This window comes from Rhodococcus sp. IEGM 1302, from assembly GCF_030056935.1.
GTDB classification, from domain to species: domain Bacteria; phylum Actinomycetota; class Actinomycetes; order Mycobacteriales; family Mycobacteriaceae; genus Rhodococcus_F; species Rhodococcus_F qingshengii.
In genome coordinates, this window is record NZ_JASHKY010000015.1 from 68,454 (window position 1) to 83,293 (window position 14,840).

The 14,840-nt window shown below is 62.4% G+C and carries 11 protein-coding genes; all 11 read left to right on the forward strand.

The genetic code is table 11. From position 1 onward, the window contains the following. The first annotated feature begins 99 nt into the window (after positions 1–99). The 11 genes from QM609_RS19845 (at position 100) to QM609_RS19895 (ending at position 14,750) form a co-directional block, all read left to right on the forward strand. Complete coding sequence (locus tag QM609_RS19845; RefSeq protein ID WP_047268928.1) at positions 100–1,413, forward strand: sigma-54-dependent transcriptional regulator family protein; 1,314 nt, start codon at positions 100–102, stop codon at positions 1,411–1,413. Positions 1,414–1,556: 143 nt separating this feature from the next. Next, entirely contained in the window at positions 1,557–3,080 is a 1,524-nt protein-coding gene (gene adh / locus QM609_RS19850) for an aldehyde dehydrogenase (RefSeq protein WP_283337352.1), read from the forward strand. A gap of 91 nt (positions 3,081–3,171) precedes the next feature. Next, the gene (locus QM609_RS19855) at positions 3,172–3,732 is read left to right on the forward strand and encodes a DUF779 domain-containing protein (protein WP_003942021.1); all 561 of its coding nucleotides are present in this window, start codon (positions 3,172–3,174) and stop codon (positions 3,730–3,732) included. A 165-nt stretch (positions 3,733–3,897) separates the two neighbouring features. After that, the gene (gene eat, locus QM609_RS19860; RefSeq protein ID WP_149357742.1) at positions 3,898–5,370 is read left to right on the forward strand and encodes an ethanolamine permease; all 1,473 of its coding nucleotides are present in this window, start codon (positions 3,898–3,900) and stop codon (positions 5,368–5,370) included. Beyond that, the gene (locus QM609_RS19865) at positions 5,367–6,791 is read left to right on the forward strand and encodes an ethanolamine ammonia-lyase subunit EutB (RefSeq protein WP_007730162.1); all 1,425 of its coding nucleotides are present in this window, start codon (positions 5,367–5,369) and stop codon (positions 6,789–6,791) included. Before eat ends, QM609_RS19865 begins: the two co-directional genes overlap by 4 nt. Next, positions 6,788–7,561 carry an ethanolamine ammonia-lyase subunit EutC gene (gene eutC / locus QM609_RS19870; protein WP_047268929.1) on the forward strand — a complete coding sequence of 258 codons (774 nt, stop codon included), beginning with the start codon at positions 6,788–6,790 and terminating at the stop codon, positions 7,559–7,561. The genes QM609_RS19865 and eutC overlap by 4 nt, the downstream gene beginning before the upstream one ends. A gap of 82 nt (positions 7,562–7,643) precedes the next feature. Further along, the gene (locus QM609_RS19875) at positions 7,644–8,942 is read left to right on the forward strand and encodes an HAD family hydrolase (RefSeq protein ID WP_042922506.1); all 1,299 of its coding nucleotides are present in this window, start codon (positions 7,644–7,646) and stop codon (positions 8,940–8,942) included. A 142-nt stretch (positions 8,943–9,084) separates the two neighbouring features. After that, positions 9,085–9,624, forward strand: a complete 540-nt coding sequence (locus tag QM609_RS19880; RefSeq protein ID WP_003942083.1) for a hypothetical protein — start codon at positions 9,085–9,087, stop codon at positions 9,622–9,624. Positions 9,625–9,955: 331 nt separating this feature from the next. Then, a complete protein-coding gene (locus QM609_RS19885) occupies positions 9,956–11,233 on the forward strand; it encodes an MFS transporter (protein ID WP_085998903.1) in 1,278 nt (425 codons plus the stop codon). Between the two features lie 207 nt (positions 11,234–11,440). Continuing rightward, entirely contained in the window at positions 11,441–13,078 is a 1,638-nt protein-coding gene (locus tag QM609_RS19890) for an AMP-binding protein (RefSeq protein WP_039973143.1), read from the forward strand. 4 nt (positions 13,079–13,082) lie between these two features. Next, on the forward strand, positions 13,083–14,750 hold the full coding sequence (locus QM609_RS19895) for a sigma-54-dependent Fis family transcriptional regulator (protein WP_003942072.1): 1,668 nt from the start codon (positions 13,083–13,085) through the stop codon (positions 14,748–14,750). The last annotated feature ends 90 nt before the right edge of the window (positions 14,751–14,840 follow it).

The following is a 14,840-nucleotide window of genomic DNA, read 5'->3' on the forward strand; positions in this document are numbered from 1 at the left end:
GGGGCAGCAGGCTGGGTCGGCAGTCATACCGAATGGTCGTTCTCGCCTATGGGCTGTGATCGGCGTTACAGTGGTCCACGGAGCGGAGGAACGCAAAATATGGCACGTGAACAGGCTGTGCCCGGCAACCCGTGGGTGGCGGTCAGGCCAGGCGATGACGTCGCGTTACTCGCGCGGCGACTTTCGTCTGCCCATCAGTCGTTCATCGATGCCCGCGGCGTGCCCGGCCAGGGGCTGACCGACGACTCCCATGTCCGCTCGGTCGTACTCGAGTCCTGGATGCGTAGCCGCAACAAGGGGGTAAATCCCGATGTGGTCGGCAACCCTGAGATGCTCGAAGGGTTGGAGCTCGAAAAATATCGCTCCGCGCATCCCATGTCACTGATCCGTCCGGTGATTCGGAAACTCCTGGTGGAAGATGCTGCCGAGACCGGACTGCTGATCGCGATCAGTGACGCACACGGTCGATTGCTCTGGGTGGAGGGTGACAACTCGGCCAAGGACAAGGCGTTGTCCATGAACTTCGTCGAAGGCGCCGATTGGAGCGAAGATCGTGTCGGCACCAATGCGCCGGGAACGGCGCTTGCTCTCGATCACTCCGTACAGATTTTCGGATCCGAGCATTTCAACCGAACCGTGCACGACTGGAGTTGTTCGGCCGCACCCGTCCACGATCCCACCACTGGGCAAATCCTTGGTGCCATCGACATCACCGGTGGTCCCAGGGTTGCGGTTCCCGAAGTGCTGTCACTGATCCGTGCAACTGTCGCGGCCGCCGAATCGGAATTGCGATTCCATCTCTTGAACTCGCCCATCCCACTCAGTGCCACGGCTCCGCGCCTCGAAACATTCGGTGCCGGCCGGCCGACGCTGGTTCGCGGCGGTGACCGCATCCCGATTTCGCAGCGTCACGCCGAGATTCTCCTTCTGCTTTCCGAACACCCGGAGGGTCTCAGCTCCGACCACCTTGCGGTCCTGCTCGACGAGGGCGAACTCGACGCAGTGACCATTCGCGCGGAAATGTCGCGGCTTCGTAAGGTTTTCGGTGCCGACCGGCTGGCTTCGCGCCCCTATCGGATCATCACGGAGTTCACGACAGATGTCGGCGAGGTGCGGGCAGCGTTGGATCGAGGCGACGCAGCGACGGCGATGAAACTGTATTCGGGCCCGGTGCTGGCGGGCTCGGCGTCTCCCGGCATCGAAGAGGTGCGGGAAGAACTACGCACCAGGGTCCAGGCAGCTCTGCTGCGTGGAGGTGACGCCAACCTTCTGGCCCGGTGGACCACGTCGGTACACGGCCGCGAAGACTCAGTCGTGTGGGAGGCCTACCTGTCCACGTTGGATCCTCAATCTCCGCTGTATTCGCAGGTCCAGGCAAGAATTGATCTCCTCGACCGCCAATTGGGCATCTGAGAATCATCCGCGTTTCTCGCACGCAACGTACTTGCAACGTTGCAACTCCTAGTGTTGTGAATCACACCCCACCGGGGGGTGGGATTGCAGTCACCGATTTGGTGGGTGCGCCCAGGAAGAACACGTTTACATAGGAGCTTGCAATGACCGTGTACGCCCGCCCAGGTACCGCCGACGCGATCATGTCCTTCCAGTCTCGATACGACAACTGGATCGGCAACGAATGGGTTGCTCCGGTCAAGGGTCAGTACTTCGAGAACCCGACACCGGTGACCGGACAGAATTTCTGTGATGTGGCTCGTAGCACCGCAGCAGACATCGAACTCGCTCTCGACGCAGCGCACGCAGCAGCTCCGGCCTGGGGCAAGACCTCGGTCGCCGAGCGCGCGATCATCTTGAACAAGATCGCTGATCGTATGGAGGAGAACCTCGAATCCATCGCACTCGCCGAGTCGTGGGACAACGGCAAGCCGATCCGCGAGACCCTCAACGCCGACATTCCGCTCGCCATCGATCACTTCCGATACTTCGCGGGAGCTATTCGCGCACAGGAAGGTTCGCTCTCGGAGATCAACTCCGACACCGTGGCGTACCACTTTCACGAGCCGCTCGGCGTAGTCGGCCAGATCATTCCGTGGAACTTCCCGATCCTCATGGCCGTGTGGAAGCTTGCCCCCGCCCTCGCTGCCGGTAATGCCATCGTGCTCAAGCCTGCCGAGCAGACGCCAGTCTCGATCCTGCACCTCATCGGCATCATCGGTGACCTGCTGCCTGCCGGTGTTCTCAACATCGTCAACGGCTTCGGCGTCGAGGCCGGAAAGCCGCTCGCGTCCAGCCCGCGTATCAAGAAGATCGCGTTCACCGGTGAGACCACCACCGGTCGCCTGATCATGCAGTACGCGTCGCAGAACCTTATCCCCGTCACCCTCGAACTCGGTGGCAAGAGCCCCAACATCTTCTTCTCCGACGTCCTTGCCTCCAACGACGACTACCAGGACAAGGCACTCGAGGGCTTCACGATGTTCGCCCTCAATCAGGGCGAGGTCTGCACCTGCCCGTCACGTTCGCTGATCCAGGAAGACATCTTCGACGAGTTCCTGGCGATGGCAGCCATCCGCACGAAGGCTGTGCGCCAAGGGGATCCGCTCGACACCGACACCATGATCGGTGCCCAGGCCAGCAACGATCAGCTCGAGAAGATCCTCTCGTACATCGAGATCGGCAAGGCCGAAGGCGCCAAGGTCATCACCGGTGGTGAGCGAGCCGAACTCGGCGGAGACCTGTCCGGCGGTTACTACGTCCAGCCGACGGTGTTCACCGGCAACAACAAGATGCGCATCTTCCAGGAAGAGATCTTCGGACCCGTCGTCTCGGTCACCTCGTTCAAGGACTACGACGAGGCCATCGAAATCGCCAACGACACGCTCTACGGTTTGGGCGCCGGTGTCTGGTCCCGCGACGGCGGAGTTGCTTACCGCGCAGGCCGCGACATCCAAGCCGGTCGCGTCTGGACCAACACGTACCACCAGTACCCGGCACACGCCGCTTTCGGTGGATACAAGCAGTCCGGCATCGGCCGCGAGAACCACCTGATGATGCTCTCGCACTACCAGCAGACCAAGAACCTCCTGGTCAGCTACGCCCAGAAGGCTCAGGGCTTCTTCTGATCGACCCACCGGTACCCGTGAGCCCCTCGCTGCGGGTGCCGGTGAGCAAGACTGCAACACGCGAAACCTGCACAAACACACGGAGGTTGGAATGAGCGCCACGGACACACCCGATACCGGCGCCGTTCCACCCCGGTTGGTGACCACCGCTGGGGCGGCTGACCTCCTGCGCCGCCTCAGCGGGACTCACGGCGAACTGATGATGCATCAATCCGGCGGATGCTGCGACGGCTCGGCCCCGATGTGTTATCCCTCAGGCGAATTCATCGTCGGGGACCGTGACGTACTACTCGGAATCGTCGATCTCCGACTTGCTGTCGGAGAGACTCCCGAAGACCTTCCCACCGGAACCGACGCTGTACAGGTCTGGATTTCCGGATCACAGTTCGAAGCCTGGAAGCACACCCAGTTGGTGCTGGACGTCGTGCCCGGCCGCGGCAGTGGATTCAGCCTGGAGTCTCCTGAAGGATTCAGATTCCTCAGTCGAGCAAGGGCATTCACACCGGACGAAAACGAAGCACTCGGCGCGTCGAGCATTCTCGTGGGCGCTGATTGGGAAGCGGGCGTGCGTCCTTTGCCCCCGACGGTTCCCCAGGTGGTCGCCGAGGCCGTCGATGCCTGCCCGGTGCCGGGCGCGGCCGCCCGATCCTGAGAACGGCAGCCTGAAGAAGATCTGAACAGACTCGGGGCCGCTCACATGACAGCCAGTTAACAGCACGGTCATCTCCAGGCGACCTTCTCCGTACATCGCCCACATACCGTTCATTTCACGCGACGCATCCACCGTGCGTCGTCTCATTCTTGACCGATTCAGAGGATGGACATGTCTCTTTCCGACCACGCAACCGGCAAAAACGCCGGTGCCGCGGGTGCACACCACGACGGCGCAGACTTCCATGCGGAAGACAATTCGTACCTGGAGAAACGAACACTCCGAAAGGGAACAGCAGGGTGGGTGCTGCTTGCGGGGTTGGGTGTCAGCTATGTGATTTCCGGTGACTACGCCGGCTGGAACAACGGTCTGGCCGAAGGTGGTTTCGGTGGCCTTCTCATCGCGGCGGTTGTCATCGCGGGTATGTACCTGGCGATGGTGCTCGGTATGGCCGAGATGTCGTCGGCACTTCCGGCTGCGGGCGGGGGGTACACGTTCGCCCGACGGGCCATGGGGCCCTGGGGTGGATTTGCCACCGGCACAGCGATTCTCATCGAGTACTCGATAGCGCCCGCAGCGATCGCGACCTTCATCGGTGCGTACGTCGAGTCGCTGAACCTGTTCGGGATCACCGACGGCTGGTGGGTGTACCTCGCGGTGTACGCGATCTTCATCGGCATTCACCTCACCGGCGCCGGTGAGGCACTCAAGGCGATGTTCATCATCACCGCCATTGCACTCGTCGGCCTGGTCGTGTTCGCGGTTTCGGCTGTCGGCCTTTTCGATTCGTCCAACCTCACCGATATCGCCGTCGACACCAGCGCAGTCGGATCGTCGTCGTTCCTGCCATTCGGTCTGCTCGGAATCTGGGCCGCCGTGCCCTTCGCGATCTGGTTCTTCCTTGCCGTCGAAGGTGTACCGCTGGCCGCCGAGGAAGCACGTGAGCCGGAGAAGAACGTCCCCCGCGGCATCATCATCAGCATGTTGATCCTGATCGTCACAGGCGCAACGGTTCTCTTCCTCGCCACCGGTGCGCTCGGCGCAGACGCCCTGTCCACCTCCGGAAATCCGCTCGTCGAGGCGCTGGGGGACAGCGGAGCGGCAAAGGCCGTCAACTACATCGGACTTGCCGGTCTGGTCGCGAGCTTCTTCTCGATCATGTACGCCTACTCACGCCAGACATTTGCGCTCTCGCGTGCCGGTTACCTGCCGAAGAACCTGTCGGTGACCAACAAGCGTAAGGCCCCCACTCTCGCTCTCGTCGTACCCGGAGTCATCGGCTTCGCGCTCTCACTCACCGGTGAAGGTGCAATGTTGCTCAACATGGCGGTGTTCGGCGCGGCAGTAAGCTACGTCCTGATGATGGTGAGTCACATCGTTCTTCGTAAGCGTGAGCCGAACATGCCGCGCCCGTACCGCACGCCCGGCGGTATCGCCACCACCTCGTTTGCGCTCGTGATCGCGGCAGTGTCGGTGGTGGCCACCTTCCTGGTCGATCCCGTTGCGGCATTGCTGACGTTGGTTGCCTTCGGAGTTCTGATGGCGTACTTCGGTCTCTACAGTCGTCACCACCTTGTTGCCAACTCGCCGGACGAGGAGTTTGCTGTACTTGCACAGGCGGAAGAAGAATTGGGATGAGTCGCGGGATGGCCAAGTATCACCAGCAGGTATCCGGAACCAACTACTCGTTCGACGGTCTCGTCGATCTGATGGCAAAAGCGACACCACTGCGGTCGGGTGACGAACTAGCCGGTTGCGCGGCAAGCTCCGACGCCGAACGTGCTGCTGCTCAATGGGTTCTGGCTGATCTTCCGTTGACGGTGTTCCTCGAAGATCTGGTGGTTCCGTACGAGGACGACGAGGTGACCAGGCTCATCATCGACAGCCACGATCGCCTGGCCTTTGCGCCGGTGGCGCACCTGACTGTCGGCGGACTACGAGACTGGTTGCTCGAGACCGCGTCGGCGCCGGAAGCTTCAGCACGCTTGTCCGCCGTAAGTCCCGGGCTCACCCCCGAGATGGTTGCGGCGGTCAGCAAGATCATGCGCAATCAGGACCTGATCGCCGTCGCGAAGGCCATCACCGTGACCGCGGGGTTCCGTACGACCATCGGACTGCCCGGCCGGCTGAGCACCCGACTCCAGCCAAACCACCCGACAGACGATCCACGCGGCATCGCGGCGGCCACATTGGACGGTCTCCTGATGGGATGTGGCGACGCCGTCATCGGTATCAACCCCGCGACGGATTCACCCCAGGCCACCTCGGATCTGCTCCACCTGCTCGACGACATCCGTCAGCGATTCGAGATCCCGACTCAGTCGTGCGTGCTCTCGCACGTGACCACCACGATCGGGCTGATCGAATCGGGGGTGCCGGTCGATCTTGTCTTCCAGTCGATTGCCGGTACCGAAGGCGCCAATTCCGGTTTCGGAGTGAACATTCCGCTCCTGCGTGAGGGCAACGAGGCCGGGCGCTCCTTGAACCGCGGAACGGTCGGCAACAATGTCATGTACCTGGAGACGGGGCAGGGGTCCGCCCTCAGCTCAGGTGCCCACTACGGCACCGGCGGAGCCCCGGTCGATCAGCAGACACTCGAGACCAGGGCATACGCAGTGGCACGTGATCTCGAACCGCTGCTGGTCAACACGGTGGTCGGCTTCATCGGTCCCGAGTATCTCTACGACGGCAAGCAGATCATTCGCGCGGGCTTGGAGGATCACTTCTGCGGAAAACTCCTCGGGTTGCCGATGGGAGTGGACGTCTGCTACACCAACCACGCCGAAGCCGATCAAGACGACATGGACAACCTGCTCACCTTGCTGGGCGTCGCCGGCGCGGCGTTCGTGATCGCGGTGCCCGGCGCCGACGACGTGATGCTCGGCTATCAAAGTCTGGCGTTCCACGACGCGCTGTACGTGCGTAAGGTTCTCGGTTTGCAGCCCGCCCCGGAATTCGAGACCTGGCTCCACAATTTGGGGATGACCGACGCAAACGGTCGGGTTCTTCCGATCGATGCCGAAATGTCGCCGCTGCGGGCTTTGACGGTGAACTCATGACCGAAGATCAGGCACCGATCCTCGATTTCTGGGGTCCACTGCGCAAGACCACACAATCGCGTATCGGGTTGGGCCGCGCCGGTGATTCGTTGCCCACCAAGCGGGTTCTCGAATTCAAGGCAGCGCACGCTGCAGCTCGCGACGCGGTCCACGAGCCACTCGACTCCGAGACGCTTGCCAGTCGGGTCGAAGGGGTGGGCATCGGGGCGCCGGTGGTGGTCGCGAGCAGCGTCTCCACCCGCAGTGAGTATCTCCGGAGACCCGACCTGGGGCGCCAACCGGCTGACCTGGGTGCGATCTCGAGTTCCGACAAGGAAATCGGGTTCATCCTCGCCGACGGACTCTCGCCGCGCGCACTGATGGACCACGGTGAGCAATTGCTGTCCGCGTTGGTCACGGTGTTGGGGGAGCGGTACTCGATCGCGCCGCCCGTGATCGCCACGAATGCCCGTGTGGCACTGGGTGATCACATCGCTGCCGCGATGGGAGTGCAGACGGCGATCGTCCTGATCGGCGAACGTCCAGGGCTCTCCGTTGCGGACAGTGTCGGGATCTATCTGACTCACCTTCCGCGCGTGGGTCGTACCGACGCAGATCGAAACTGCATTTCCAATGTCCACCCACCCGAGGGACTCGGATACGAGCAGGCTGCTCGTGTCGTCCTGGGATTGGTGGCGGGAGCGCGCCAGTTGGGCCGCTCCGGCGTCGACCTCAAGGACACCTCTCGCGCCGACGCCGTTGCGTCGGGAGAAGTGCTGACGCTCGATTAATTGACAACTGCACGGCATACCCGGGTCGATCGACACTCGGGTATGCCGTCGTACCCGAATCACGACGAAAACGAGGGAATCGATGTTCCGTTCGCTGCATGCCCGCGCCCTGTGTGCGTTGGCGGTAGGTAGTGTCCTGTTGAGTGCAACTGCATGTAGTTCGGCCGAGAGCGCCCCGAAAGAAGATGTGGCGCAAAGTGGTTCGTCCTGCGCGGCGTTGGATCCCAGTCTTGCGTGGTACGGCGACAACCGTGTGACGTTGGATGCCATGATGACGGAGTTCGGAACGTGTGGAGCTGCAGGTGATGTCGATGACGGAGCTCCGTTGGCGCTCTTCGACTGGGACAACACAGTTGTCAAGAACGACATCGGAAGCGCCACCGCATTCTGGATGATCAAGAACAACAAGGTGTTACAGCCTGCCGGAGGGGACTGGGCAACTACCAGCCGCTTCATGACGCCAGCCGGCGCTGCCGCACTTTCCGCCGCGTGCGGCTCCGAGACCGCGCCGGGGCAACCGTTGGCAACCAGCACCGACTTGGACTGCGCCGACGAGATCATTGCGGTACTCGAAGAGAAGACTCGCGACGGCCAGGCCGCATTCGACGGTTACGATCACCGCCGGACAAAAGCCGCATACGCGTGGGCCGTGCAGTTGATGGCAGGGCACACCGAGGACGAGATCACCGAGTACGCCCGCGCAGCGCGTGCCGAGAATCTCGCTGCTGCAGAAGGATCCGATCAGACCGTCGGTACGACGGAAGTCGACGGCTCGGTGCGGTACTACGCGCAAATCGAAGATTTGGTGAAATCCCTCGGCGCTCATGGATTCGACGTGCGGATCATCTCCGCCTCGGCCGAACCGGTCGTTCGAGTCTGGGCGGAACAGCTGGGATTGGACGCCGATCACGTGATGGGAGTTCGGCCCATCGTCGAGGGCGGGGTTCTCACCGGGCGCCTGCGTGGGTGTGGTGGCGTTGCGGACGGCGACGACTCGGTCATTCCGTACATCGACGGCAAGCGGTGCCAGGTCAACGAGGTTGTCTACGGGGTTCAAGGGCCTACGGCGTTCGAGCAGTTGGCCGCCGATCGACGTCAGGTATTTGCTGCCGGTGATTCTGTCACCGACGTGACGTTCCTCGGAGATGCGACCGGCGCGCGCCTGGTGATCAACCGCAACAATCCCGAACTGATGTGCAATGCCTACGACAACAGTGACGGGAAATGGCTGGTCAACCCCATGTTCATCGAGCCGAAGTCCCGGGCGGACGCTCTCTATCACTGCTCGACCGATGCTTACACCGACGCGGCCGGGGCAAAAGGTGCCGTGACTCGCGCAGACGGCAGCGTGATCCCCGATCAGGCCGATTCCGTCGCGTGACGGTCGACTTGTCGCGGTGACTTCACAACGATCGATCGGGGTGTGATCTGATTCTGTCGAGCCCTTTGTCGGGCTGCGGAAACCCACGGGTGTCCGCTGTGATGCTGGAGCCGCAGAGGCGGCACGTGAGTAGGAGAAATCGATGGCCTTCGCTGGCAATGTGGACGAGTTGGCACTGCTCCAAGCAGTACGTCTCAAGGAGCGGGTCGGAGCGGTCGTCCTGGCCGAGCACCTGGGCGTCAGCGCGGCTTCCGGTCAAGCTGCGTACGACGCACTTGTCGCGCAGGGCAAAGCGGTCGAAGCGGAAAACGCCATCAGCCTGACCGAGAAAGGTTTGGCAGAACTCGAAGATCAGTTGGACGCCGAGCGCGTCTCGATCGACGAGGACTCCATCGGTGAGGTGTACGAGGCGTTCCTTCCCTTGGACGAGGAGTTCGCCGCGCTCATCGACGACGCAGATGCGGATTCCCTTGCAGAGCTGGATCGCCGGGCTGCAAACCTGTTCGATGATCTGTCGGCATTCGTTCCGCGGTTGTCTCGCTATCAGGATCTCTTCTCGGATGCTCTCGCGAAAGTGCAAGCGGGGGAGTCTAAGTGGATTTCGGAACCGATCATCGACTCCTACGCCACGGTGTGGGGCGAGATCCGTCAGGAGCTTTTCGGGGCTGCCGGTAAGGCTTGATCCGTAGCGTTGCACCGTGACGCAGTTTCTCGAGGGCCGTCCGATTCGTGTGAACGAATCGGACGGCCTGCGGCATGTCGAGGGTCGTGAAACTCGTTACCATTGCATACAAGTGGTGACTGAGATCACTCCTACCCCCTTTCGGGGGTAGTGCGGGGGTGAGCCACATCACTACCTTTCCTCCTATCGACGGTGATGCCCACAGGGCGACACCACGGGACCACGGAGGAATCGAGTGACCACAGTCTCTCCCACAGGCGGCACCAGTGCCGCCGGCGCCGGGGGTGCGAGTGCCGCAGGTGCGACGCAGCCCCCGCAGAACACCACCAGTGTGCGGCGCGTCGCAATCGCGAGTTGTATCGGCACGACTATCGAGTTCTACGACTTCTTCATCTACGGAACCGCTGCGGCACTTGTCTTTCCGACGGTGTTCTTCCCCGCGCTCGGTGCCACTGCGGGAACTGTCGCATCGTTTGCGACTTTCGCAGTCGCATTCATCGCCCGGCCCGTCGGCGCAATGTTGTTCGGACACTTCGGTGATCGCATCGGTCGCAAGAAGACGCTGATCTCGACGCTCCTGCTCATGGGTATCTCGACGCTCCTGATCGGCTTGCTGCCGGGTGCTGCAACCATCGGTGTCGCGGCCCCGATCATCTTGGTGCTCTTGCGATTCGGCCAAGGTTTCGCGGTCGGTGGTGAGTGGGCAGGCGCAACCTTGCTCACCGCGGAATACGCTCCACCGGGCAAACGTGGTCTGTATGCGATGTTCCCGCAGCTCGGCCCTGCAATCGCCTTCGTTCTCTCGAGCAGTACCTTCCTCATCACCGGCGCAGTTCTCGGCGACACCAACCAGGCTTTCCTCGATTACGGCTGGCGTATCCCGTTCCTGTTCTCCATCGTGTTGGTCGGCATCGGCCTCTACATGCGACTCGCTATCGAGGAGACTCCCGTCTTCAAGGCGGAGCAGGCAGAGCGCGTCGCGGAGCAGAAGAACGAAGCACCGCGCACCCTTCCGTTCCTGGATGCTTGGCGGTTCCAGACCAAGGAGATCCTGCTCTCGGCAGGCGCCCTGGCTTGCCTGTTCGCGTTCTTCTACATGGGCACGGCTTTCCTGACGAGCTACGGAACAAAGACCCTCGGCTTCTCCCGTCCGTTCGTCCTGTCTGTCGGTATCGCTTCCGCGGTTGTCTTCGGTGCGGCGATCGTCGTTTCCGCTCTGTACTCGGACCGCATCGGGCGCCGCAAGGTCATCATGATCTCGTGTGGTCTGGCCGTCGTCTGGGCGCTGGTGCTGTTCCCGCTCCTCGACACGGGATCGCCGATCGCGTTCATCATCGGAATGTTCGGCACGCTCATGATCTTCGGAATCGCCTACGGCCCCTGCGGTGCGCTGCTTCCGGAAATGTTCCAGACCCGCTACCGCTACACCGGTGCCGGCCTCGGCTACAACCTCGCCGGAGTGCTCGGTGGGGCAGTGCCGCCGCTGATCGCCGCACCGCTGGCCTCGGCCTACGGGAGCATGGCCATCGGAGTCATGCTGGCGATCCTGGGTGTGTTGAGCCTGATCTGCACCTGGGCACTCGTCGAGACCAAGGATCACGCGCTGTAACCACTGTGCGCCTTTATTAACCGCCGGCGGTTAATAAAGGCGCACAGCAGGCGGGTGGGGTGTCCGGACTCTGAACAGTTACGGCCACCCCGCACCGGGAAGTATGTCGTGCATCACACCGAATCGAGTAAATTCGTAGATGAGAGGGTCCGCTGCGGCGGCCCCTCTCATAGGTGCCTGAACAGGTAACCGGAGAGGACAGAACACATGAGTACGCCGCTGCCCAGCTATACGTCCGGAGTATGGGACGGTCCGATGCTGGGCGACACCATCGGAGACAACCTCGATCGCACGGTTGCCGCACACGGCGACCGCGATGCGTTGATCGACCACGCCAGCGGTCGACGATGGACGTACCGGGAGTTCGCCGAGCAGGTGAACGGGCTCGCTGCCGGACTACTTTCCCGTGGTGTGGGGAAGGGCGATCGGGTAGGAATCTGGGCTCCCAACTGTCCGGAATGGACGTTCACGCAATACGCGACGGCAAAGGTCGGCGCGATCCTGGTCAACATCAATCCGGCGTACCGCTCGCACGAGTTGCAGTACGTACTCGAGCAGGCCGGGATCTCGACGCTGGTGTCTGCGGCCAGCTTCAAGACCTCGGACTACGCGTCGATGATCGAGACGGTGCGGCCGCAGTGCCCGGATCTGACGTCGGTGCTCCTGCTCGGTTCACCCGAGTGGGACGCGGTGCTTGCAGACGGCTTGGCGGCGCAGGCAAGCGATCCGGCTCCGCTCGCCGCAGCCCAGGCCGCGTTGTCGGCCGACGACGCGATCAACATCCAATACACCTCGGGTACTACCGGTTTCCCGAAGGGCGCGACGCTCAGTCACCACAACATCCTCAACAACGGCTATTTCGTCGGCGAGTTGTGCCACTACAGCGAGGTCGATCGGGTGTGCATCCCGGTGCCGTTCTACCACTGCTTCGGCATGGTGATGGGCAACCTTGCGTGCACCAGTCATGGTGCTGCCATGGTCATTCCGGGTCCGGCTTTCGATCCGCGTGCTTCGCTCGAAGCCGTTCAGGCTGAAAAGTGCACGTCCCTCTACGGCGTTCCGACGATGTTCATCGCGGAGTTGGCGTTGCCGGACTTCGACAGCTTCGATCTGTCGTCCCTTCGCACCGGCATCATGGCGGGCTCGCCCTGCCCGGTTGAGGTGATGAAGCAGGTCATCGATCGCATGGGCATGTCGGAGGTGTCCATCTGCTACGGCATGACGGAGACCTCGCCGGTGTCGTTGCAGACCCGCTCGGACGATTCGATCGAGCAGCGCACCGAAACGGTCGGACGGGTAGGGCCGCATCTCGAGATCAAGATCGTCGATCCGGCAACCGGATTGACGGTGCCCCGTGGCGAGCCGGGTGAACTGTGCACGCGTGGTTACTCGGTCATGCTCGGATACTGGGAGAACCCGGAGAAGACCGCCGAGGCGATCGACGCTGCCCGGTGGATGCACACCGGAGACATCGGAGTCATGGACGAGGCCGGATACGTCGCCATCACGGGACGCATCAAGGACATGGTCATCCGCGGTGGCGAGAACGTCTATCCGCGTGAGATCGAGGAGTTCCTCTACACCCACCCCGACATTCTCGATGCGCAGGTCATCGGTGTACCCGACGCAAAGTACGGCGAGGAATTGATGGTGTGGGTCCAGATGCGCGAAGGTGCAGACGATCTCGACGCCGATTCGGTCCGCGCGTTCTGCACCGGCAAGCTCGCGCACTACAAGATTCCGCGGTACGTCCATGTCGTCGACGAGTTCCCGATGACAGTCACGGGCAAGGTCCGCAAGATCGCGATGCGAGAACAGGCGATCGAATTGATCGGTCAGGCCTGAGAGTATGTCCGCGAACCCAGGGGAGCGTGAGCCGGTACGCCCCGAGATCGCGCTCTCCTGGAAGCGTTCTCGACTCAGTGGCCTCGACCCGTCGTCGGCCATCGCCGTGGACACCGAGGAGCAGGACGGTGAGTCTCGTCTGCTCCGGGCCGCCGCACCCGTGCTCGACGAAGTTTCGCAACAGATCGCGGGCACCGGTTTCTGCGTGCTGCTTGCTGATCGCGAATGCCGCGTGGTCGCTTCGGTGTACTCCGACAGTCGCGTCGAGCGAACGATCGAGCGGTTGGGTGTCGTCAACGGTTCACGCTTCGGTGAAGAGCACGCCGGCACCAACGCGCTCGGTACGCCCCTCGAGGTCGGACGAAGCGTGGTGATCCACGGTGACGAGCATTTCCTCGACAGCCTCAAGGGTTTGAGCTGCTACGGACAGCCGATCCTGCATCCCGTCACACGTCGTGTCGAAGGCATTCTCGACATGACCGGCGTTGTCTCGCAGGCCAACCCACTGTTCGCGCCCTTCCTTGCGCGTGCTGCAGCGGACATCGAGAAACGGCTGCTCGAAGGCTCGAAAGCATCGGAGCAGCGGCTGGTCGACGCATTCCAGCGAGTTTCACATCAGCGCCACATTGCCGTCGCGGCCATCGGCGACGACATCCTGCTGAGCAACCGAACCGCTTTGGATCTGCTCGACACCGCAGACCATGTATCGCTCCGTTCCTTGATCGCCGACCTCAATCCGGACCAATCACGATTGGTGACAGTCGAATTGGCGTCCGGCGCGCTGGCGCGAGTTCAAGCCGACCGGATTTCCGGGGCTGACGGTGGTGCGCTCTTCCTGGTCGAACCACTCCAACGGGAACGGGCACCGATCCGCAGAACGCACGAGCGGGCACCGTCTCCGGGCGAACGACTGCGGCGCGACCTGATGCGGGCGCGGGCAACCTCTGCCGCCGTGGCGATCTCTGGTGAAGCGGGATCCGGCCGAACCTCGGCAGCATCGGATGTCGTCGGCAGTGTCGATGCGAGTTGGCTCGATGCCACGCGAATCGCGTTCGACGGCCGTGAGCAGTGGGTCACCGATCTCGTGCGAGCAGCCCGTAAGCGTTCGGGCGTGGTCGTGATCGAACAGGTACAACTCCTTCCTGACTCGGTGTTGCCGCTGGTCGCAGACCTGATCGACGCCAGCGCCGAGGGGCCGAAAATCGTACTGACCAGCGGAGCGGCAGTTGATCTTCCGCCGACCATCGCCGCGCTGCTCTCACGATGCGCCTCCCGGGTTGTCATCACCCCACTGCGCGAGCGACAGGCTGAGATCGCCGAGTTGGCACAAGTCATGTTGGAGGGGATCTCGCCAGAACTGAGGTTGACCGCCAGCGCTGCCGAAGCACTCGCGGCGGCCAACTGGCCGGGCAACCTGGCCGAATTGCGCGTCGTGTTGAATCGCGCCTCGGATGAACGCTCGAGCAATCGCATCGACGTCGCTGATCTGCCCGAGGACTATCGCACCACGACCAAGGTGTCGCGGTTGGCAGGGCGGGAGAAAGCCGAGCGCCAGGCGATCATCGGAGCGTTGAAAGACTGCGGCGGCAACAAGGTTCACGCGTCGGCGCAACTCGGAATCAGCCGAAGCACTCTCTACACACGGATGCGGGCGCTCGACATCACTGTGTAGTTTGCTGTCCGACTTCAGTTGTACAAAGTTCGGACAGTTAGCACCCCCGGAAGCGCGGAAGTATGGCGTGCATCACATTCGCACCTCACT